Here is a 20880-nt window from a genome sequence, read left to right on the forward strand (position 1 = left end):
TTCGCGAGCAGGCTCGCGCCTACGGGAGACCACCACCGGTATCCGACAGTTCGCCGTTATACTCGCCGCTCTGCTTTGGAGCCAGTATGAATTCGTTGCCGATCGATGATGTTTTACCCGCCCTGCGTGACGCCTTGGCGAATCGCCATGAAGCCGTGCTGGAAGCACCGCCCGGCGCCGGTAAAACCACCCGCGTACCCTTGGCCTTGTTGAATGAGCCTTGGCTGGCCGGGCAGACCATCCTGATGCTCGAACCCCGACGCCTGGCCGCGCGCGCCGCCGCCGAGCGCCTGGCCAGCGAGCTGGGGGAAAAGGTCGGTGAAACCGTCGGCTACCGCATCCGCCTCGACAGTAAAGTGGGGCCCAACACGCGCATCGAAGTGGTCACCGAAGGCATCCTCACCCGCCGCCTGCAGGACGACCCGGCGCTGGACGGCGTGGGCCTGCTGATCTTCGACGAATTCCACGAACGCAGCCTCGACGCCGACCTGGCGCTGGCCCTGAGCCTGAATGGCCGCGACCTGTTTCGCGATGAGCAGCCGCTGAAAATCCTGCTGATGTCCGCCACCCTCGAAGGCGAGCGCCTGGCCGCGCTGCTGGACAACGCGCCGATCCTGCGCAGCGAAGGGCGCATGTTCCCGGTGCAGATGCGCTGGGGGCGGCCGTACCAGGCCGGTGAATTCATCGAGCCGCGCCTGGTGCAGACCATCCTCGACGCTTTGCATGACGAAACCGGCAGCGTGCTGGTGTTCCTGCCCGGCCAAGCGGAGATCCGCCGGGTCAACCAGCAACTGGCGGACGCGCTCGGTGATCGCCGCGATGTGCTGCTCTGCCCGCTGCATGGCGAGCTCGACCTGAATGCCCAGCGTGCCGCCATCGACCCGGCGCCCGCCGGCAAGCGCAAAGTGGTGCTGGCCACCAACATCGCCGAGACCAGCCTGACCATCGATGGCGTGCGCGTGGTGATCGACGCCGGGTTGGCGCGTGTGCCGCGTTTCGACCCCGGCAGCGGCATGACCCGCCTCGACACCCAGCGCATCTCCCGCGCCAGCGCCACCCAGCGTGCCGGCCGGGCCGGGCGCCTGGAACCGGGCGTGTGCTATCGCTTGTGGTCCGAGGACCAGCACGAAGGCCTGGCCGCCTATGGCAGCGCTGAAATCCTCGCCGCCGACCTCGCCGGGCTGGCCTTGCAACTGGCGCGTTGGGGCGTTGCGCCCGCGCAGTTGGTGTGGCTCGACATGCCGCCCGCTGCCGCGTATGCCCAGGCTCAGGACCTGCTGCAACGCCTCGGCGCCTTGAATGACGACAAACTGACCGCCCACGGCCAGAAGATGGCCGAGCTGCCGGCCCATCCGCGCATCGCCCATCTGTTGCTGCGCGGGCAGGATCTGGGGCTGGCGGCCACCGCGTGTGATGTCGCCGCGCTGCTGGGCGAGCGCGACATCCTGCGCGGGGGCGGCGCGGATCTGCACAGTCGCCTGGCGTTATTGTCCGGTGAAGAACGCGCGCGGGGCACTCAGGGTGGTGTTCAGCGCGCCAAGCAGTTGGCCCGGCAATATCGCGGCTATTTGCGCGGCCAGGCGACCAAGCCGGTGGCCGACCCCGAACACCCGCGTTGGCTCGGCGCGCTGCTGGCGTTGGCGTATCCCGACCGCGTGGCCCAACAACGCCGCCCCGGCGGCGCCGAATACCGCCTGGCCAATGGCCGCGCCGCCTTGTTCGCCGAGGCCGATAGCCTGATGAAACAAGCCTGGCTGGTGATTGCCGACCTGGGCAGCCGCCAGGGCCAGCGCGAAGAACGCATCTACCTGGCGACGGATTTTGATCCGGCGCTGTTCGACACGGTCCTCGCCGAACAAGTAAGCACCGTCGACCAATTGGATTGGGACGAGCGCGAAGGCGTGCTGCGCGCCGAACGCCAGCGCAAAGTCGGCGAACTGGTGCTCAGCCGCGAACCCCTCAGCGGCCTCGACGAAAACGCCCGCAGCCAGGCGCTGGTCAACCTGGTCCGGCGCAAAGGCCTGGAGCTGTTGCCCTGGACGCCGGAACTGCGCCAATGGCAGGCTCGCGTGATGTTGCTGCGCCAATTGGACACCGGCACCACCAGCGAATGGCCCGACGTCAGCGACAGCGCCTTGCTCGCCAGCCTGGAGCACTGGCTGATGCCTTACCTGGGCAAGGTCTCGCGCCTCAGTCATTTCGCCAACCTGGATATTTCCAGCTACCTGCACAACCTGTTGCCCTGGCCGTTGCCCCAACGCCTGGACGAACTGGCACCGCACCATTTGAAAGTGCCTTCGGGTTCGTCGGTGCGCTTGGACTACAGCGAGCATCCGCCGATTCTGGCGGTGCGCCTGCAGGAATTGTTCGGCCTGGCGGATACACCGCGCATTGCCGGCGGGCGCCAGGTGGTCAAGTTGCACCTGCTGTCCCCGGCGCGACGGCCGGTGCAGGTGACCCAGGATCTGGCGAACTTCTGGCGCAGTACCTACGCCGAGGTGAAGAAAGATCTGAAAGGGCGCTATCCCAAGCATTACTGGCCGGATGACCCGTTGGTGGCCGAGGCGACGGCGCGGATCAAGCCCCGCAAGTAAGCGTGACCGCGATTCAAATGTGGGAGGGGCGGTTATTGCGCGGCGGGCAGCAGGAAGCGGGCGATGACCGGCAGATGGTTGGAAATGCGCAACGTATCCGCCTGGCGCACCTTGGCTTCTACACGCTTGATCCGCGAGCTGTAAAACAGGTAATCGACGGTGCGATCCGGCCCGTCCAGGCTCGGGTCATTCGGAAAGTGCGTCAGCCACTGCTCACGATCAATCCCGCTGGATTCGCTGTTGCTCGGGATCATCGGGTATTTGTCCCACAGCAGATGCAGTTCGCTGTCCGGTGAATACTGCCCGCGTTTACCGGCATCCAGGCGCAGGAATTGCCCCAGCGGCAGCAAATTGAAATCGCCACCGATCAACCACGGCGTACCGCGGCTTTCGAACTTATCCAGCAGTTTCACCGTGGCCTGGACTTGTGCTTGCACCGCACTGCGCCCGGGTGCGTCGCCCTCCAGGCGAGTGTTGAGCACCGCCAGCTGGCCGCCGTCGCTCAAGGGCAGATAGGTCAGCAGCAACGCCGGTTTGGGTTGGAACTGACGGCTGATGAAATCAGCGGGCGGTACGGGCAATTGCAGGCGTTCGGCGTGTTCGATCTGGTAGCGGCTCAGGGTCACCAGCTTGCGGCCGACGCTGCCGAAAATATGCAGGTTGGGGATAAAGTCGGCTTTCCAGTCGAAGGCCTGGGCGCTGCAGGGGTAGAGATCGACGAGCCGCTCTTGCAGCAGCGCCACCTGATCCTGGTAGTGGGACGGCTTGGCGCCTTCGTCGAGTTCCTGCAACAGCAGGATGTCGGGCTGTTCGTCGCGAATCACCCGGGCCACTTCGTCGAGGCTGAAGGCCATGTCTTCGACGGTGGGGCGGTCGTCCGGGCCGCTGCCGTCGGCGGTGTCGTACCAGAACACGTAGTTCTTGCCGGCCAGGTACTGCACGTTCCAGGTCATCACCTTGAGCGCCTGCCCGGGCAGCAGGGTCGGCGCACGGGGCGCGATGCAGCTCACGGGCAGGGTTTGCTTGTCGGCGGGGCGCCAGGTCAGGCTGTAGATCAGGGCCGTCAGCAGGCCCGCGATGATCAGCAGGCCCAGCAAGGTGATGCGCAATAAACGGGTCATCGGCTCGGCTTATAGCGTGTCAGGGGTGACACGGAGCATATCACCGCACGTCGGCGTCGCCACCGATCAGCATAAATAAACGGAACAGCACCACACTGGTAAACAGCTGCAGGAAGCTGTGCGCGCTGTCGATCAGCACGCCCAGCAAAGGCGCGGGCTCGGGATACGCCGCCATGCTGGCGCCTTTGAGCAGCCACAGTGGCGTCATTACGCACAGCAGGCACACCAGGATTCGCCAGAAATGCCCGCGGGTCAGGCGCAAACTTTCCTTCATCGCCGCCAGTGCAGGCATGCCGCGCAGCACCAGCAGGTATTCGGCGAACGCCAGCACCACCATCAGCCACAGGCCCGGCAGGAAATACAGCGACAGCCCGAGCAATATCAGCAGGGTGCTCATCGCCGTCAGCAGGGCGAAGCGCGGCCACAGCGTCAGGGCCATGGCCCACACATCCTTGGTGCGCGGCGATTCGCCACGGGTGCGGGCGTCGAGAAACAGGATCAGCGCCCCGGTGTACAGCGGATACACCAGCAACCCCACCACCACGCTGTAGCCGGGGAAGGCATCCGGGCCGAGCGTGTGGTCGAGCACCTGTTGCAGCAGGGCTTCGAGGATCACCAGAGGCAGGCATAGCTGGACGATGGCGCCCAGGTTGCGCTGGGTGAAACGGAGGGAGTCGCGCAGCACATCTAACGGATTCATCAGAGTCATCACAGGCCGAAAAAAAGCAGGGGCACACTTTAACCGATAGGTGCCGTGAGCAAGCAAACGTAAACCTTGAGTAAAGACCATTGAAACAACTGGTAACACCCCCATAACTAGCAGGACCGAGCCTGATCACAGGCCGGACCATGATTTCTACCGGCAATCTAACGAGGTCGCCATGAACAGCGAAGAGCAAACCCTGATCGATGGACTGTTTTCACGGCTGCAACAGGCCGAAACGGACTCAGCCCCCCGCGAGGCGCAGGCCGAAGCGCGGATCAAGGAGCATATGACGCGCCAACCGGCGGCCGGGTACTACATGACCCAGTCAATCCTGGTGCAGGAACACGCGCTCAAGAACCTCGACGCGCAGAACAAGCAGCAGGCGCAACAGATCCAGCAATTGCAGGACGAGCTGCAGCGGGCCAAGTCCCAGGCGGCACAACCGGCGCCGAGCAGCGGTGGCTTTCTGTCGAGCATTTTCGGCGGCGGTTCCCGTGACGCGCAACCGCCACAGAGCGCTCCAGCCTCATCCGGCGGCGGTTGGCGTGAACCGGCTCGGCCGTCTTTCGGACAGCCTGCGCCGCAACAAAACTACGCCGCCCCGCAGCAGAATTACCAACAGCCGCAACAACCCGCCGCCGCCCCCATCGGCAGTGGCTTTCTCGGTGGCGCCCTGAAAACCGCAGCGGGTGTGGCCGGTGGTGTGATGCTGGCGGAAGGTATCAGCAGCCTGTTCAACCACAACTCGCAACAGCCGCAAGTGGTGGAAGAAATCATCCGTGAAGTGCCCGCGCCTGCCAGTGACAACAGCAACTGGGGCAACGATGACCAGAAGTTTGCTGGCAATGACAACTGGGGCAGCAACAATTCCGATAGCTTCGCGGACAGTGATTATTCCGACAACTCGTCCTCCTTCGACGACGACGATTCCTTCGTCTGACGCATCCAGGCCGGGGCGCTTTGCCGCCCCGGGCTGATTTTTCCCGGAAACTTTCCCGTGGCTGGCATACTGGCAACCTTTGCGGACCTTCGCGTCCGGGGTCCAAGCGGCAGTCATGGGGAAGTGCGGTGAAGAAAATTGCAGTGTTCGCCGATGTACAAAACCTCTACTACACCGTGCGCCAGGCGTATGGCTGCCACTTCAACTACGCCGCCCTGTGGGCTGACATCAGCTCGCGCGGGCAGATCGTCGAGGCGTATGCCTATGCCATCGACCGTGGTGACAGCAAGCAGCAGCAATTCCAGCAGATCCTGCGCAACCTGGGCTTTACCGTGAAGCTCAAACCCTACATCCAGCGCAGCGACGGCTCGGCCAAGGGCGACTGGGACGTGGGTATCACCATCGACATCATGGACGCCGCCGCTAACGTCGACGAAGTGGTGTTGGCTTCCGGCGACGGTGATTTCGACATGCTGCTCGACCGCATCATCCACAAGCATGGCGTCGACGCCGTGGCCTATGGCGTGCCGGGGCTGACGGCCAACTCACTGATACGCGCCGCCAGCCGCTACGTGCCGATCGAAGGCGCGTTGCTGCTCAAATAAGCGCTGCGGTTCAATAGATAAATGCTTAGACGGAGTTGGAACAGGTTTGGAACGTATAGCGGTCATCGACTTTGAAACCACCGGCATCACCCCGAGCAGCCACTGCCGGGCCACGGAAATCGCGGTGGTCATCCTCGAACGTGGCCAGATCGTGGACCGCTACCAGAGCCTGATGAACGCCGGCGTGCGCGTGCCGGGCTTTATCGAACAGCTCACCGGCATCAGCAACGCCATGCTGCGCAGCGCGCCGCCGGCCGAGCGGGTGATGAACGAAGTCAACGAGTTCGTCGGCACCACACCGCTGCTGGCGCACAACGCCGCGTTCGACCAGAAGTTCTGGGACTTCGAACTGGGCCTGATCCGCCGCACCCGCCTGCAAAAATTCGCCTGCTCCCTGCTATTGGCCCGCCGCCTCATGCCTGCTGCACCCAACCACAAACTCGGCACCCTCAACAGCTACGCCCAACTGCCCCACACCGGCCAGGCTCACCGGGCCATGGCCGATGCGGAGATGGCGGCTAACCTGACGGCGCACCTGGCCGAGCAACTGCGGCGAACCCATGGCTTGCGCGAGCTGTCCCACGACCTGCTGTGTACCTTGCAGAAAGTCCCGGCGGCGAAGATCAATGAGCATTTGAAGAAGCATCGCGGGTTCTGATAGAACAACGCCGTTCAAAATGTGGGAGGGGGCTTGCCCCCGATAGCAGTGGATCAGTCAGCTTATGTGTAGCTGACCCACCGCAATCGGGGGCAAGCCCCCTCCCACATTCGTTATGTGTGGTTCAACGAGGTTGCACACACTCCAGCGCCCGATCCACCACTCCCTTCGCCATTTCCACCAAATGCATCACCGCCCGTGGCTGCGCGTTCATCGCCTCACCCGGCAAGTGCGCAGTTTTCACCGCGCAATGCAGCAAGTCCGCCGCATGGGCGAGGGCATCTTCGAGGCTCAGGTTGTCATTCAGGATGAAGGTGGGCGCATCCGGGGCGGACGCTTTGAGGTAGTAGTCGATGGCGCGGCGGTTGAGCAGGGCGTCTTCGCTCAAGAAGTCTGGTGGATCGGGGGTGACTTTGACCATGGTGTAATTCCTCTGAAGTAAGAGGCCGTCACCGTTCGCTTGCACGCGAATGAGGGTGGCAGCTGTACGCAGGTGTGCAAGACCGGGGCAAAGGAAACCCGGCAGACCCCGAAGGTCTCCAGCGCACAGCCGCCATAACAGATAAACGCCGACCACTAAAAACCAGGCGTTGAGATGTAGGGCGCTAGTGCACCTTTGCGAACCGGACTTGCACGTCCGATCATCGATGATTCGATGACGAGGCGAGACTAGCTACCTGATCCGAGGGGCGCAAGGCCGTGGAATTCTCTAGGAAACGTCCCGCAAATGAAAGGGATTGGTCTTGCTTGCCACTAAAACATCAGTTCTTTGTGGAGGCTTTTAGCGGTCTTCTGAAACGTCAGTAGGCTAAGCGCTACTGCTTCGTCGGACCTTTCTGGTTTTTCCCGCCAACCACCAATCGCCCTTTGCTGAAACTTACTATCCGCCTGTCATTTACGTACAGGGACTACGGCATGCAGGAAAGCGATCTTCATACAGCAATCATGCGAAGCAAGTTTGAGCTCGAAAGCAAGGGCATCGATTTCGGCTCAACTTCAAGCATGGCGTTTCATATGGGAAACACAATGACAAGCTGCCCGGCAGTCATGGCTTTGCCTAATTCGCCAGGCTGGACCCATGGCGCCAGTTATCAGTTACTCAAGCCCATTCATGCGGAATCCTCGGTGCCGAGCACTACTTTTGACGAACTCTGGAAGTGTACAAAGCAACACTACGGCTTGACGGCTGCAACGGTTCTCACTGGTGCGGCGGGCATACCGATAAGCAAAATTGCCGTGGGCACTTGGGTTCAAGTCGGCTCCAGCAAAACGACGAACCTGGCTAGCCTCATCGGAATGCGCTTCTTCCCTCGTACATTGATCAGGCAGCCAACCGTGGCCAGAATGGCGAAAGCAACATTTGGAACTGTCAGGGTATTTGGCATTATCGGGCGAGGCATTCCCTTCGTGGCTGCGGGGTTGGCTGTCTTTGATCTAATCAGTATTGGTAAGTGTGCCTACGAGGCAAGAAATGGAAAGTAATCTGACCCGAGCCGAGATCAGCGAAAAGGTCATTCAACTGTTCGTCGATATCATCGGCTTCATCGACCGCAGCCAGGTGACGGAACAAACGGATTTCATCCATGACTTCAAGATCATCGATGACGATTTGACTTGCTTTGTCATGCAGATCAAGTGGCAATTCAAACTGCGCGCGACGCAGGCAGATTGGGATCACATCACCACCCTTGAGCAAATTGTCGACTTGATCGTTCAGCGTTCAAATCTGCAGTGCGGCCTCTGACGCCATCGGGGGCAAGTCGAATCGTCGCACCGCCCCTCCCACATTTTGATGTGTGAATACATGCAAACTGTGGGAGGGGCGGTGCGACGATTCGACTTGCCCCCGATGGCGCTGGATCAGCCACCACTTTTCCCATTCCCCTCCAACTGCCCCAACGGCACCCGCCGCTCTATCGCGCTCGACAAAATGATCGAGGTCTTGCTGAACCCGAACTTCGCTATCCGATTAATCAAACTCTCCAGCTCCGGCATGGTGCCTACCGCCGCTTGCATGATCACGCACGGATCGCCCGTGACCCGGTGGCATTCGGTCAGTTCGGGGATTTCGGCCAGGGCGTCGTACACCTTCTGGCTGCCATGGTTGGTCAGGCGCAGTTCGATCACGCACTGGATCGGCAAACCCACTTTGGACAGGTCCACCTTGGCCTGGTAGCCGGTGATCACGCCGCTGGCTTCCAGCTTGGCCACGCGCTCGGCCACGGCGGGGGCGGAGAGGTTGACCGTGCGCGCGAGTTGCGCGTAGGACGCGCGGCCGTCTTCGAGCAGGGCGCTGAGGAGCATGCGGTCGTATTTGTCCATGAAAAGGCTCCAGCGTCAGGTGGCTTTCGAAAGCATGGTTTATAGCCCTCATAACCATGCTTTGAAAAGTGTATGGGCGGTTTAAACAGGTTTTGTAACTTATGTTTATGCACCTGTCTTTTTAGAATAAGCCTCTCTTTTTCTGCCGCAGAGCTGCCCAATGCCTGGCCCACGTCGCTTTCCCTTACCGTTGATCGCCGCCTTTTTTGCGCTGTATGTGATTTGGGGGTCTACCTACCTGGTGATCCGGATCGGTGTGGAGTACTGGCCACCGCTGTTGCTGGCGGGGATTCGGTTCTGTACGGCGGGGGCGCTGATGTACGCGTTTTTGCGCTGGCGTGGAGTGCCAGCGCCGACGTGGGTGCAATGGAAGTCTGCCGGGATGATCGGGATTTTGCTGCTCACTTTCGGTAATGGCGGCGTCACGTTGGCGGAGCACGCGGGGGTGTCGTCCGGTGTCGCTGCGCTGGCCGTGGCGACCGTGCCGCTGTTCACCTTGCTGTGCGGTTACTTCTGGGGCGCGCGTAATACCCGTCTGGAGTGGGCGGGGGTGATCCTGGGCATTATCGGCATTGCCATGCTCAACATGGGCAGCACCTTGCAATCGAGCCCGATCGGCGCGGCTTTACTGCTGTTCGCCGCCGCTTCGTGGGCGTTCGGTTCGGTGTGGAGCCGGCAACTGCCGCTGCCCCAGGGCGCGATGGCCAGTGCGGCGGAGATGCTGGTGGCCGGTGCGGCCCTGTTGCTCGGCAGCGCGGTGTCCGGTGAGCACCTGCAAGCCATGCCGCCGCTGGAGGGCTGGCTGGCCCTGGCCTACCTGACGGTGTTCGGTTCGATCATCGCCTTCAACGCGTATATGTACCTGCTCAAGCACGTGCGTCCGGCTGCCGCGACCAGCTATGCCTATGTGAACCCAGCGGTGGCGGTGTTGTTGGGGATCGTGTTTGTCGGCGAGTCCATCGGCATCGAAGAGGCACTGGCCATGTTGGTGATCATCAGCGCCGTGCTGTTGATCAGCCTGCCCCAGTGGCGAAAGCCTGGGCCGAAAATAAGGTAAACTGCCGCGCATAACGCCTTTTTACCCGCTTAGGCGCTGAATTTCCCCTACGGTAACCACATGACTTTCGCCACACTTGGCCTGATCGAACCCTTGCAGCGCGCCCTTGAGACGCTCGGCTACCAGACCCCGACGCCGGTGCAGGCGCAAGCCATTCCGGCGGTGCTGGCCGGCCGCGACCTGATGGCCGCTGCCCAGACCGGCACCGGCAAGACCGCCGCTTTCGCCGTGCCGCTCCTGCAACTGCTGACCATGGAAGGGCCGAAAGTCGCCGCCAACTCGGCGCGCGCGCTGATCCTGTGCCCGACCCGCGAGCTGGCCGAGCAGGTTCACGCCAGCGTTGCTGAGTATGCCCAGCACCTGCCACTCACCACCTACGCGGTGTACGGCGGCGTGAGCATCAACCCGCAGATGATGAAGCTGCGCAAAGGCGTCGACGTGTTGGTCGCCACGCCTGGCCGCCTGATCGACCTGTTTCGCCAGAACGCGCTGAAACTCAATCAGCTGCAAACCCTGGTGCTCGACGAAGCCGACCGCATGCTCGACCTGGGCTTCTCCGAGGAGCTGGCGAATATTTACCGCATGCTGCCGAAAAAGCGCCAGACCCTGCTGTTCTCCGCGACCTTCTCCGATGAAATCCGCACGCTCGCCGGGCAAATGCTCAACGACCCGCTGAGCATCGAAGTCAGCCCGCGCAACGTCGCCGCCAATACCGTCAAGCAATGGGTGGTGCCGGTGGACAAGAAGCGCAAGCCGGAGCTGTTTGTCCACCTGATGCGCAAGGGCCGCTGGAAGCAGGTGCTGGTGTTCGCCAAGACCCGTAACGGCGTGGACGCGTTGGTGGATAAGCTGCAGGGCCTGGGCATCAATGCCGACGGCATCCACGGCGACAAGCCGCAGGCGACCCGTCAACGCGCGCTGGACCGCTTCAAGTCGAGCGACGTGCAGATCCTGGTGGCCACCGACGTGGCGGCCCGTGGCCTGGATATCGAAGACCTGCCGCTGGTGGTCAACTTCGACCTGCCGATTGTGGCTGAAGACTACATCCACCGTATCGGCCGCACCGGCCGCGCGGGCAACACCGGCGAGGCGATTTCCCTGGTGTGCGCCGATGAAGTGAACATGCTGTCGGCCATCGAGATGCTCACCCGTCAGACCTTGACCCGGCATATGGAACAGGATTTCGAGCCGGAACACCGCGTGCCGGACACCGATGCCAGTGGGCAAGTGGTGAAGAAACCGAAAAAGCCGAAGAAGCCCAAGGCTTCCGGTGGTGGCGGCAAGCGCAACCTGGGCAAGTGGGTGGACAGTGGCGAGGTCGCGCCTGCCGAGCCGTCGATCAAGCCGGTGCGCAAGGTGCCGGTGTTCAACACCGGGCCGCGTAAGAAGAAGTGATTTTGCGGCGCTGCTGATGGCCTCATCGAGGGCAAGTCGAATCGTCGCACCGCCCCTCCCACATATTGATCGGGTTCACATAGTCAAAATGTGGGAGGGGGCTTGCCCCCGATGACGGCTTTGAATTCACCGCAGATCTCAGCGCTTAAGCCACTCCAACATCCCCCGCCCGGCCGCTCTGCCACTGGCAAAACACCCCGTCAGCAAATACCCGCCGGTCGGCGCCTCCCAGTCCAGCATCTCCCCCGCACAAAACACCCCTGGTAATTGCTTGAGCATCAACCGCTCATCCAGCGCCTCAAACGGCACACCGCCCGCCGTACTGATCGCTTCATCCATCGGCCGGGTTTTCACCAGGCTCAGGGGCAATGCCTTGATAGCCACAGCCAATTGCGCCGGGTCGTTGAAATGTTCGGCGGGTGCCAGCTCACGCAACAACGCCGCCTTGACCCCATCCAACCCCAACTGACTGTGCAGATGCTTGCTCATCGAGCGCGACCCACGCGACTTGGCCAAGGCGGCCAGGACCTTGTCCAGCGGCTTGCTCGGCAGCAGGTCGATATGCACCGTGGCGGCGCCATTGCGATTGATCGCCTCACGAATCGGTGCCGACAGCGCATAGATCAGGCTGCCCTCGATACCGCTGGCGGTGATCACGCATTCGCCGAGGCGCGGCTTTTCATCTCCCAGGCCGATAGCGACGTTTTTCAACGGTGCGCCAGCGAATTTGCTGACCATCAGTTCGCTCCAGGCCGACACCTCGAAGCCACAATTACTCGGCTGTAACGGCGCGCAGGGCACGCCTTTAGCTTCCAGCCGCTTGAGCCAGGTGCCGTCGGAGCCCAGGCGCGACCAACTGCCGCCGCCAAGGGCGAGCAGCACGGCGTCGCTGTGGATGGTTTTTTCGCCGTCCGGGCTGTGGATAAGTAAACCGCCGTCCGCGCTCCAGCCCAGCCAGCGATGGCGGGTGTGGATAACCACGCCGTGGTCGCGTAGGCGCTTGAGCCAGGCACGCAACAGCGGGGCGGCTTTCATGTCTGTGGGAAACACCCGGCCGGAGGTGCCGACAAAGGTATCGATACCCAGACCATGAATCCATTCGCACAGTGCTTGCGCACCGAACGCACGCAGCAACGGCGCCATCTGCGGCGCACGTTCGGCGTAGCGTGACAGGAACGCCGGGTAAGCCTCGGAATGGGTGATGTTCATCCCGCCCACGCCGGCCAGCAGGAACTTGCGCCCCACCGAGGGCATGCCGTCGTACACCTCCACCCGCAGGCCCGCCTGGCTCAGGATTTCAGCGGCCATCAGGCCGGCAGGGCCGCCGCCGATAATGGTGACGTGTTGGGCAGGGGTGTGAGGCATGGGCAGGGCTACGGTCGCGTGAATAGGTCGAGCATTCTACCCGAGGACGGCGCAAGTTCCTGATCAAAAAACGTACAGCTTCCTACAGGCTATGCGGTTACTGGCTTTCAGACGTTTACGCTCAAGTTATCCACAGGCCGTTCCACAGGCATTGTGGGTAACGCCCATATTTCAATGACAACCTGATGACGTCCACACCCGTTGCGCGCTGTGGTGCAGGATGCCGTGGCGGCGGGCCAAGGCCACACGGTCTTTGCTGTAGCCGCCGCCGATCACGCCCATCACCGGAATGTCGCGGCCCAGGCAATGGCGCATCACGCTCTCATCGCGGGCGGCGACGCCCTCGTCCGTCAGCTTGAGGTAGCCGAGGGCGTCGTCCTTATGCACGTCGACGCCTGCGTCGTACAGCACCAGGTCCGGCTGGTACAGCGGCAGCAGGTAGTTGAGCGCGTCGTCCACCACCTTGAGGTAATCGGCGTCGCCCATGCCCATGGGCAGCGGGATGTCCCAGTCGCTCTGGGCCTTGCGCGCCGGGAAGTTCTTTTCGCAGTGCAGCGACACGGTGATCGCGTCCGGCGTGTCGTGGAGGATGCGCGCGGTGCCGTCGCCCTGGTGGACGTCGCAGTCGAAGATCAGCACGCGGTTGACCCGGCCGCTGGCCAGCAGGTAATGGCTGATCACGGCCAGGTCATTGAAGATGCAAAAGCCCGCCGGGTAATCGTAGTGGGCGTGATGGGTGCCGCCCGCCAGGTGGCAGGCCAGGCCGTGCTCCAGCGCCTGCTCCGCCGCCAGGATCGAACCGCCCACCGCGCGCACGGTACGCCGCGCCAGGGCTTCGCTCCAGGGCAGGCCGAGGCGCCGTTGGTCTTCGCGGGACAACTCGCCGCTCATGTAGCGTTCGATATACCCAGGTTCATGGGCCAGGGCCAGAATGTCCGCCGGACACAGCGGTGGGCGCAGTAATTGGCTGTCCTGGGTCAGCCCGGTGGACACCAAGTGGTCACGCAACAGGCGGAACTTGTCCATCGGGAAGCGGTGGTCCGCCGGGAACTCGGGGCTGTAATCATCGTGGTAGATCAATGGCAAAGGCATGGGATTTTCTGACGGGAACCTGCGACGGATCTTAACAGCGCGGTACACTCACGCACATGGCAAGGGAGGGGGACCCATGGAGCCGATACTGGAATTGCACAGCGCACGCCTGGTGCTGCGCCAATGGCGCGATGCCGACCTGCCGGCGTTTGCGCACATGTGCGCCGACCCGCAGGTGATGCGTTATTTCCCGGCCCGATTGGACCGCCTGGAAAGCGCCGCGTTGATCGGCCGGATTCGTGGGCATTTCGCCGAATACGGCTTCGGCCTGTGGGCCTTGCAGCGCAAGGACAGCGGCGAGTTCATCGGCCTGACCGGGTTGCAGAATGTCAGCTTTGAAACCGCCTTCACCCCTGCGGTGGAAATCGGCTGGCGCCTGGCGCGTGAGCATTGGGGCCTGGGGTATGCCAGCGAGGCGGCATGGACCGCGTTGCGTTGTGGTTTCGACCGCCTGCAGTTGGACGAAATCGTCGCCTTCACCACCCAAACCAATCTGCCATCACAAAAAGTCATGCAAGCCATCGGGATGCATTACGATCCCCAGGCAGATTTTGAACACCCCAAGGTCGCGGCCGATGACCCGCTGCGCCCGCATGTTTTGTACCGCATCACCCGCGCCCAATGGTTGGACACGCTGCACGGATAAGCAGCCCGGAATGCCCCATAGATTGTAGGAGTTGCTCTATGAGCCAAGTATTGGAAGATCTGGTGGACTTGCTGACCCTGGAGCCGATCGAGGAAAACCTCTTTCGCGGCCGCAGCCAGGACCTGGGTTTTCGCCAACTGTTCGGCGGGCAAGTGCTCGGCCAGTCGCTGTCGGCTGCCAGCCAGACCGTAGAAGCCGAGCGGCACGTGCATTCTTTGCACGGTTATTTTCTGCGCCCCGGCGATGCCGCATTGCCGGTGGTGTATTCGGTGGACCGCGTGCGCGATGGCGGCAGCTTCAGCACACGCCGCGTGACGGCGATCCAGAAGGGCCACCCGATTTTTACCTGCAGCGCGTCGTTCCAGTACGACGAAGCCGGCTTCGAGCACCAGACCAGCATGCCTGCGGTGGTCGGCCCGGAAAACCTGCCGTCGGAGCTGGAACTGACCAAGCAGCGCGTTCACCTGATCCCCGAGCACATGCGCGACAAGTTGCTGTGCCCCAAGCCGATCGAAGTGCGCCCGGTGACCGAAAAAGACCCGTTCAACCCGCAGCCGTCCGACCCGGTCAAGTACGTGTGGTTCCGCGCCGACGGCGCCCTGGCCGACACGCCGGCGCTGCATAAGTACCTGCTGGCCTACGCCTCGGACTTCGGCTTGCTGACCACGTCGCTGCTGCCCCATGGCAAGACCGTGTGGCAGAAAGACATGCAGGTCGCCAGCCTTGACCACGCGCTGTGGTTCCACGCCGACCTGCGCGCCGATGACTGGTTGCTCTACGCCATGGACAGCCCGTGGGCCGGCAATTCCCGTGGTTTTTCGCGGGGCAGCGTGTACAACCGCGCTGGGCAACTGGTGGCCTCGGTCACTCAGGAAGGCCTGATCCGCCACCGTAAGGACTGGGCATGAGCCTGGCGCAGATTAAACATTGGGTGTTCGACATGGACGGCACCCTCACGGTGGCCGTGCATGATTTCGCGGCCATTCGCGTAGCGCTGGATATTCCGCCCGAGGATGACATCCTCACCCACCTCGCAGCATTGCCGGCGGATGTCGCGGCGGCCAAACATGCCTGGTTGCTGGAGCATGAGCGCGAGCTGGCGCTGGGTTCGGTCGCGGCGCAAGGCTCGGTGGAACTGGTGCGGGAATTGGCCGGGCGGGGTTGTCGCCTGGGCATCCTGACCCGCAACGCGCGGGAGCTGGCGCATGTGACGTTGGAAGCGATTGGCCTGGCGGACTGCTTTGCCGTCGAGGATGTACTGGGGCGCGATGATGCGCCACCCAAGCCCGACCCAGGCGGCCTGCTGAAACTGGCGGCGGCCTGGGATGTATCGCCCAGTGCGATGGTGATGGTGGGGGATTACCGCTTTGACCTGGATTGCGGCCGGGCAGCGGGGACCAGAACGGTGTTGGTCAACCTGCCGGAGAACCCGTGGCCGGAGTTGGCAGACTGGCATGCCGAGGATTGTGCGGTATTGCGCCGGATGATCCAGCCCGGGCAATAGAGATCAAATGTGGGAGGGGGCAAGCCCCCTCCCACAGGTTGAGCCGGTTTCTGCAGGTATTACTGAGAGAACAGTGCCTTCTGCCCTTCAGGCGAAGTGAAGATCCCATCGCCGTTATGCCCAACCCCCGGCACTTCCACCAGCTTCTGGGTCAGTTGCGGGTGGCGCTGCTTGAGGTAGTCGAAATAGTTGTGCCCGCGAATCAGGCGGTACGCGCCCTGGGTCTCGGCTTCGCAGCTTTTATCCAGCGCCGGGTGGTTCGGGTCGGTGTCTTGCCGGCCCAGCAGGTAGGTGATGTCACGCGACACATAGGCCTGTTCCAGTTGCTCGGCGCTTTGCCCCTTGGCATAGGCGGGCAGGTGTTGCATGCCGTACTTCCAGTCATTGAAGCCAGGGCAGTCGGCGACCTTGAACGGCACCGGGCGCTGCGGGCTGAAGTAGGCGTAGGACGACGGGTTGGCCACCACATAGCGCAGGCGGATGCCCGCGCTTTGCAGGCTCGGTTGAGCCTGGCCGGTGAGCGCGAAGCGCTGCACCACCTGGCCGCCGCCGGAATGGCCGGCCACCACAATCTCTTTCAGTGCCGGGAACACGGTGCGGTTGCCCAGGTGCTCGATAATCTGGTCCAGGGCGCCGTAGGAACTGACCTGGCCGAGGCCCGTGGAGGGCTCGCCGGCCATCCAGTCATTGCCGTTCCAGCGCAGCACTTGCGGGGCCAGGTGATGGCGTTTCACGTCCGAGTCATTGAGAAACTGCGGCGCGACCACCAGCGTCGTGCCACCAACCCCGGCATGTTCGGCGGCGTCTTCAGCGCTCTGCAGGTAGGTCTGTGCGTTGCGCAGGCGACCATGCACGATGATCAACGCACGGGTGACGTTGGGCAGGGGTTTACTCCAGTCCTGGCTCAAGCCGAGGCTGAGGTCGCCGGCCGTCAGGTGAAAGCGCTCGGGGCTGACCGCCTTGACCCCCTGCTCGGCGGCCCAGGTGGAGGCGCTGCAGGCGGCCAGCACACCCAGCAGCATTCGCAATCGCGTATTCATTTAAAGACTCTTGGCCGCGAAGGTGTCGCATTGAGTGATCTGGCCTTGGGCAAAGCCGGTCTTGAACCAACGCACGCGCTGCGCCGAGGTGCCGTGGGTGAACGAGTCCGGCACGACACGGCCCTGGCCCTGTTGCTGCAAACGGTCATCGCCAATCGCGTTGGCCGCATTCAGCGCTTCTTCGATATCGCCGGGTTCCAGCCAGTTCAGGCGTTTTTGCGCGCGGTTGGCCCACACGCCGGCAAAGCAGTCGGCCTGTAGCTCCTGACGCACCAGCAGGCCGCCGTCGCCTTGCATCTGCCGGCCTTGCTGGCGCGCAGCCTGGATCTTCGACGAGATGCCGAGCAAGGTCTGCACGTGGTGCCCGACTTCGTGGGCGATCACGTAGGCCTGGGCAAAATCGCCGGCGGCCTGGAAGCGTTGCGACATTTCCCGGAAGAAATCCAGGTCCAGGTACACCTGCTGATCCGCCGGGCAATAGAACGGGCCGCTGGCGGACGTGGCGCCACCGCAGGCGGAATTGACCCGGCCACGGAACAGAATCAGTTTCGGGTTCTTGTAGGCCAAGCCGTTTTCCTGGAACACCTGGGCCCAGGTGTCTTCGGTATCGCCGAGCACTGCACGGACAAAGTCGGTTTGCTCATCATTGGCCGGCGGCGCCTGGCGCGACGGGGTGCTCACCGAGGGCGCCTGCTCCAACTGGCCGGTCAATTGGCCGAGGATCTGCAGCGGGTCCTGGCCGGTCAGCCAGCCGATGCCGACGATCAACACAATCGCGGTCAGGCTCAGGCCCTTGCCGCCGCCAAAACGCATGCCGCCACCACCACCGCCACTGTCATCGCGGGCATCCACCACGTTGTCGCTGCGTCGGCCTTTTTTCCATAGCATGGGGCAATCCTCTGTGTGCTAAGCGTGATTGATTATGGTCGTGATTAACGGCAATAGCCTTCGCCGGTGGCGACGATCAGGCAGTTCTTTTTATCCGCCAGCCATTTCAACCCGGTTGCCGCACCGTCACCGGCGCGCAGCTGTTGCGGGCCATCGGGGCGGGTGAAGGCGATGCCGTCTTCGGCCGCTTCACCTTTGAAGGTGCCGGCGGCGTCGGCGTCGAGGCCGTATTGCATGGTAAGAAGGTAGTGGCCACGGCCGATGCTGTCGTCCTTGGCGATGGTCAGGTGCAAGCCTTCGACGCCGATCCATTTGCCAACCCAGCTGTCGGTGGGTGGGGTTTGCGGCACCAGGGTCGCTTGCACGGAAGGCGGCGCCGGTTTGGCGGGCGCCTTGGACTCTTGGTTGCACGCGGTGAGCAGGGCAAGGGTAGACAGAAGAAAGACAGTTTTTTTCATAGCGGCAAGGCCTTGGTTAAAAAGTGTGCAACGCCGGGGCGAACGTGCAGCGTTGGACTCGGTTGCAGTGATTTAGTGCGCTGTTCGCACTGTGTTTGGTTATGCTCTTGGGGCAGACGCATGCCCGACTGCTAGATTAACGGGTTGAGTACCACCGCGTTCAGCCCGCCACGCAAGAGAATTCAATGACTGTCAGCACCCCACTTTCCGGCGTCAACCATCCCTTCAAAGGCATTCTGCTGATTGTGGTGGCGACTTTTCTGTTCTCCAGCCACGACGCCTTGTCCAAATTCCTGGCCGGGTTCTACCCGATCGTGATGGTGGTGTGGGCGCGTTACCTGGTGCATACCTTGTTGATGGCCGGGATTTTCCTGCCGCAATCGGGCTTGCGCGTGCTGCGCAGCAAGCGGCCGGGGATGCAGGTGGTGCGGGCCTTGTGCCTGTTGGGCACCAGCCTGTTTTTTACCGCCGCGCTGCATTACATCCCGCTGGCGGAAGCCACCGCAGTGAACTTCCTCGCACCGATCCTGGTGACGGCGCTGTCGGTGCCCCTGCTCGGTGAACACGTGACGCGTGGCCAATGGCTGGCGGTGATCTGCGGGTTTGTCGGGGTGCTGGTGATCATCCACCCGGGCGGTGAACTGTTCACCCCGGCGGTGCTGCTGCCGCTGTGCTCGGCATTGTTCTTCTGCTTCTACCAACTGCTCACGCGCATCCTCAGCCAATACGACACGCCCACCACCAGTAACTTCTTCGCCGGCCTGTGCAATACCTTGGTGATGAGTGCGATGGTGCCGTTCTTCTGGCAAGTGCCAACCCTGTGGCACGGCGTGTTGATGCTGGCGTTGGGCACCTGCGGGATGACCGCGCACTTGCTGCTGACCCAGGCCTTCCGCTTCGCGGCGCCGGCCTTGCTGGCGCCGTTCGGCTATTGCCAGATCGTGTTTGCGGGCGTGTTGGGCTGGCTGGTGTTTGCGCATACCCCCGACTTGACCACGGTGGTCGGCATCGGGGTGATCTGCATGAGCGGGTTGGCCGCTGCCTGGCAGCAGCGGCGGCGCTGAATCAGGCGTCGACCCTGGGAATCTTGCGCGGTGCCATGAAGTACATCCAGGTCAGCGCGATGAAGTACATCGCCGGGATCAGGGTGAACAGCACGGTGTAGTTGTTGTTCGTCACGGTCAGGATGTGGCCGACAATCTGGGTCATGAACATGCCGCCGATGGCCGCGCACATGCCGCCGAAGCCGAATACCGTACTCATCATGTGCTTGGGCGTGTAGTCCATCACCAGGCTCCAGATGTTGGCGGTCCAGGCCTGGTGTGCGCCAATCGCCAGGGAGATGGCGAACACCGCGACCCACAACTGGCTGGAACCGGCGGCCATGATCACCCCGATGATGCAGCAGGCGAACAGCAGCATCGACAGCAGCCGCGCCTTGATCGAATTCATCCCGCGGCCGATCAGGAACGACGACAGAATCCCACCGCCGACGCTGCCGAAGTCGGCGGTCAGGTAAATGATGATCAGCGGGATACCCATCTGCGTGACGTTGATGCCCAGGTTGTATTGCTGGTTCAAGAACGGCGGCAGCCAGTACAGGTAGAACCAGAACACCGGTGCGGTCAGCGAGTAGGCGATGGCGAAGGCCCAAGTGCCGCGCATGCGCAGGATACGGCTGAAGGGGACGCGGGGCTGTTCCGGTTCGACTTCCCGTTGCACGTAGTCCAATTCGGATTGCTTAACCGTCGGATGCTCTTCCGGGTTGTAGTACTTCAAACCCCAGAACAGCAGCCAGATCCCACCGAGTGCCGACATGCACAGGAACGCTGCTTGCCAGCCCCACACATGCAGGATCAACGGCAGCAGCATCGGCGTCATCATCGCGCCGACGTTGGTACCGGCGTTGAAGATGCCGGTGGCCACTGCGCGCTCGCCGGCGGGGAACCACAGGCGGGTGGTCTTGACGCAGGCCGGGTAGTTGGCGGCCTCGGTCAGCCCGAGGATAAAGCGGCAAACCATGAAGCCGACGGCCGAGGTGGCCAGGCCGTGGGCGCCGGTAGCCACGCTCCACAGCAGCACCGCGCAGAAGAACACGCGCTTGACACCTACGCGGTCGATCAGCCGGCCTTGCAGCACAAAGCCAATCGCGTAGCCGACCTGGAACCAGAAGTTGATGTTGGCGTAGTCCATCGCCGTCCAGCTCATTTCTTTGGCCAGGATCGGTTGCATCACGCCGAGGGCGGCGCGGTCGATGTAGTTGAGTGTGGTCGCGAAGAACACCAGGGCCAGCATGCCCCAGCGAGTTTTACCGACGGCCATTGCACCGCGGATCTTGTCGCCGATGCCGGCGTGCGGGTTGGCCGGGCGCGCAGCCAGGACTGAGTTTTGCGAAGGCATGAGGGTTTACCCGTTTTTGAAATTTTTATGGTGTGTTCTGGGTTTTGTTACGGAATCGATGGTGCGCAGTGGCTAAAAAATCGTCAATT

General features: G+C 62.5%; 22 protein-coding genes. 12 read left to right on the forward strand and 10 right to left on the reverse strand.

The window, feature by feature from the left end:
• Nucleotides 1-86 precede the first annotated feature (86 nt).
• Entirely contained in the window at nucleotides 87-2594 is a 2508-nt protein-coding gene (hrpB, locus tag ACP7E3_RS21435; RefSeq protein ID WP_426124280.1) for an ATP-dependent helicase HrpB, read from the forward strand.
• A gap of 32 nt (nucleotides 2595-2626) precedes the next feature.
• Here the strand turns inward: hrpB and ACP7E3_RS21440 are convergent, their stop codons facing one another.
• Together ACP7E3_RS21440 and ACP7E3_RS21445 are read right to left on the reverse strand one after the other, a co-directional pair.
• The gene (locus ACP7E3_RS21440; RefSeq protein ID WP_079444772.1) at nucleotides 2627-3715 is read right to left on the reverse strand and encodes an endonuclease/exonuclease/phosphatase family protein; all 1089 of its coding nucleotides are present in this window, start codon (nucleotides 3713-3715) and stop codon (nucleotides 2627-2629) included.
• Nucleotides 3716-3755: 40 nt separating this feature from the next.
• Nucleotides 3756-4415: a YciC family protein gene (locus tag ACP7E3_RS21445; protein ID WP_046381956.1), complete on the reverse strand. Its 660-nt coding sequence runs from the start codon at nucleotides 4413-4415 to the stop codon at nucleotides 3756-3758.
• 181 nt (nucleotides 4416-4596) lie between these two features.
• On the opposite strand from ACP7E3_RS21445, the gene ACP7E3_RS21450 reads away from it, so the two are divergent.
• The 3 genes from ACP7E3_RS21450 (at nucleotide 4597) to ACP7E3_RS21460 (ending at nucleotide 6624) form a co-directional block, all read left to right on the forward strand.
• Nucleotides 4597-5361, forward strand: coding sequence for a DUF2076 domain-containing protein (locus tag ACP7E3_RS21450; protein ID WP_426124282.1), 765 nt, complete (start codon nucleotides 4597-4599; stop codon nucleotides 5359-5361).
• Between the two features lie 128 nt (nucleotides 5362-5489).
• Nucleotides 5490-5966: an NYN domain-containing protein gene (locus ACP7E3_RS21455; protein ID WP_128191689.1), complete on the forward strand. Its 477-nt coding sequence runs from the start codon at nucleotides 5490-5492 to the stop codon at nucleotides 5964-5966.
• A 46-nt stretch (nucleotides 5967-6012) separates the two neighbouring features.
• Nucleotides 6013-6624 (forward strand): 3'-5' exonuclease, encoded by a 612-nt coding sequence (locus tag ACP7E3_RS21460; protein WP_017848307.1) that lies wholly within the window; start codon nucleotides 6013-6015, stop codon nucleotides 6622-6624.
• Between the two features lie 124 nt (nucleotides 6625-6748).
• Here ACP7E3_RS21460 and ACP7E3_RS21465 read toward each other — a convergent pair whose 3' ends face one another.
• Nucleotides 6749-7045: a DUF3077 domain-containing protein gene (locus tag ACP7E3_RS21465; protein ID WP_046381957.1), complete on the reverse strand. Its 297-nt coding sequence runs from the start codon at nucleotides 7043-7045 to the stop codon at nucleotides 6749-6751.
• Between the two features lie 494 nt (nucleotides 7046-7539).
• On the opposite strand from ACP7E3_RS21465, the gene ACP7E3_RS21470 reads away from it, so the two are divergent.
• Entirely contained in the window at nucleotides 7540-8106 is a 567-nt protein-coding gene (locus ACP7E3_RS21470; RefSeq protein WP_046381958.1) for a hypothetical protein, read from the forward strand.
• Nucleotides 8096-8368, forward strand: coding sequence for an acyl carrier protein (locus ACP7E3_RS21475; RefSeq protein WP_017848306.1), 273 nt, complete (start codon nucleotides 8096-8098; stop codon nucleotides 8366-8368). Before ACP7E3_RS21470 ends, ACP7E3_RS21475 begins: the two co-directional genes overlap by 11 nt.
• A gap of 116 nt (nucleotides 8369-8484) precedes the next feature.
• On the opposite strand, the gene ACP7E3_RS21480 is transcribed toward ACP7E3_RS21475, so the two are convergent.
• The gene (locus ACP7E3_RS21480) at nucleotides 8485-8946 is read right to left on the reverse strand and encodes an Lrp/AsnC family transcriptional regulator (protein ID WP_046381959.1); all 462 of its coding nucleotides are present in this window, start codon (nucleotides 8944-8946) and stop codon (nucleotides 8485-8487) included.
• A 160-nt stretch (nucleotides 8947-9106) separates the two neighbouring features.
• On the opposite strand from ACP7E3_RS21480, the gene yedA reads away from it, so the two are divergent.
• The gene (yedA, locus tag ACP7E3_RS21485; RefSeq protein WP_057005123.1) at nucleotides 9107-10003 is read left to right on the forward strand and encodes a drug/metabolite exporter YedA; all 897 of its coding nucleotides are present in this window, start codon (nucleotides 9107-9109) and stop codon (nucleotides 10001-10003) included.
• 60 nt (nucleotides 10004-10063) lie between these two features.
• Nucleotides 10064-11398, forward strand: coding sequence for a DEAD/DEAH box helicase (locus ACP7E3_RS21490; protein WP_017848302.1), 1335 nt, complete (start codon nucleotides 10064-10066; stop codon nucleotides 11396-11398).
• A 138-nt stretch (nucleotides 11399-11536) separates the two neighbouring features.
• On the opposite strand, the gene ACP7E3_RS21495 is transcribed toward ACP7E3_RS21490, so the two are convergent.
• Together ACP7E3_RS21495 and ACP7E3_RS21500 are read right to left on the reverse strand one after the other, a co-directional pair.
• On the reverse strand, nucleotides 11537-12763 hold the full coding sequence (locus ACP7E3_RS21495; protein ID WP_426124287.1) for a TIGR03862 family flavoprotein: 1227 nt from the start codon (nucleotides 12761-12763) through the stop codon (nucleotides 11537-11539).
• A 171-nt stretch (nucleotides 12764-12934) separates the two neighbouring features.
• Nucleotides 12935-13855 (reverse strand): histone deacetylase family protein, encoded by a 921-nt coding sequence (locus tag ACP7E3_RS21500; RefSeq protein ID WP_046482194.1) that lies wholly within the window; start codon nucleotides 13853-13855, stop codon nucleotides 12935-12937.
• A 76-nt stretch (nucleotides 13856-13931) separates the two neighbouring features.
• On the opposite strand from ACP7E3_RS21500, the gene ACP7E3_RS21505 reads away from it, so the two are divergent.
• The 3 genes from ACP7E3_RS21505 to ACP7E3_RS21515 are packed head-to-tail and all read left to right on the forward strand — an operon-like array spanning nucleotide 13932 to nucleotide 16005.
• Entirely contained in the window at nucleotides 13932-14501 is a 570-nt protein-coding gene (locus ACP7E3_RS21505; RefSeq protein ID WP_046381964.1) for a GNAT family N-acetyltransferase, read from the forward strand.
• 38 nt (nucleotides 14502-14539) lie between these two features.
• On the forward strand, nucleotides 14540-15409 hold the full coding sequence (tesB, locus tag ACP7E3_RS21510) for an acyl-CoA thioesterase II (RefSeq protein ID WP_046381965.1): 870 nt from the start codon (nucleotides 14540-14542) through the stop codon (nucleotides 15407-15409).
• Entirely contained in the window at nucleotides 15406-16005 is a 600-nt protein-coding gene (locus tag ACP7E3_RS21515) for an HAD family hydrolase (RefSeq protein ID WP_104904391.1), read from the forward strand. Before tesB ends, ACP7E3_RS21515 begins: the two co-directional genes overlap by 4 nt.
• 59 nt (nucleotides 16006-16064) lie before the next feature.
• On the opposite strand, the gene ACP7E3_RS21520 is transcribed toward ACP7E3_RS21515, so the two are convergent.
• From ACP7E3_RS21520 to ACP7E3_RS21530, 3 genes are read right to left on the reverse strand one after another with little or no spacing between them, the layout of a single operon-like run.
• On the reverse strand, nucleotides 16065-17045 hold the full coding sequence (locus ACP7E3_RS21520; protein ID WP_426124290.1) for an alpha/beta hydrolase: 981 nt from the start codon (nucleotides 17043-17045) through the stop codon (nucleotides 16065-16067).
• Nucleotides 17046-17933: a KPN_02809 family neutral zinc metallopeptidase gene (ypfJ, locus tag ACP7E3_RS21525; protein ID WP_017848295.1), complete on the reverse strand. Its 888-nt coding sequence runs from the start codon at nucleotides 17931-17933 to the stop codon at nucleotides 17046-17048.
• Nucleotides 17934-17977: 44 nt separating this feature from the next.
• Complete coding sequence (locus tag ACP7E3_RS21530) at nucleotides 17978-18391, reverse strand: lipoprotein (protein ID WP_046482185.1); 414 nt, start codon at nucleotides 18389-18391, stop codon at nucleotides 17978-17980.
• 185 nt (nucleotides 18392-18576) lie between these two features.
• Here ACP7E3_RS21530 and ACP7E3_RS21535 point away from each other — a divergent pair, with 185 nt between their 5' ends.
• Nucleotides 18577-19455: a DMT family transporter gene (locus tag ACP7E3_RS21535; protein WP_017848293.1), complete on the forward strand. Its 879-nt coding sequence runs from the start codon at nucleotides 18577-18579 to the stop codon at nucleotides 19453-19455.
• Nucleotide 19456: 1 nt separating this feature from the next.
• On the opposite strand, the gene ACP7E3_RS21540 is transcribed toward ACP7E3_RS21535, so the two are convergent.
• Complete coding sequence (locus ACP7E3_RS21540) at nucleotides 19457-20791, reverse strand: MFS transporter (RefSeq protein WP_046381969.1); 1335 nt, start codon at nucleotides 20789-20791, stop codon at nucleotides 19457-19459.
• Nucleotides 20792-20880 lie beyond the last annotated feature (89 nt).

This window comes from Pseudomonas sp. PSPC2-3, assembly GCF_049898265.1.
GTDB classification, from domain to species: Bacteria; Pseudomonadota; Gammaproteobacteria; order Pseudomonadales; family Pseudomonadaceae; genus Aquipseudomonas; species Aquipseudomonas veronii.